Source organism: Bradyrhizobium sp. Kon10, from assembly GCF_055807395.1.
Map to the genome: position 1 here is coordinate 1 of NZ_JBVVOZ010000381.1, position 239 is coordinate 239.

Below are 239 nucleotides of genomic sequence, written 5' to 3' on the forward strand. Positions count from 1 at the left end.
TGGGTCTTCGGAACTGCGAATCTCAGCGCGCGCAACGTTGTCAGCTTTCGCGATCACGTTCTCTCCCATGGGATTGAGCGCCCCCTCGTGCTCATGATCGGCGCCGCAACCAAGGGAGCGGGGACCGATGGCCTTTATGAATCCGAAGCCGTTCGACAGATTGCATTCGACATCTACCCGTCCGCATACACGCATTTCATCGCGGACGCTCATCAGATTCCGCTTGCCAGCGGCTCGGT

General features: G+C 59.0%; 1 protein-coding gene. It reads right to left on the reverse strand.

Annotation, left to right across the window (positions count from 1 at the left end):
- Window positions 1-213 (reverse strand): hypothetical protein (locus AC0L2O_RS37450; protein WP_473373279.1); only part of this gene is annotated, 213 nt, incomplete at its 3' end.
- Window positions 214-239: the final 26 nt, after the last annotated feature.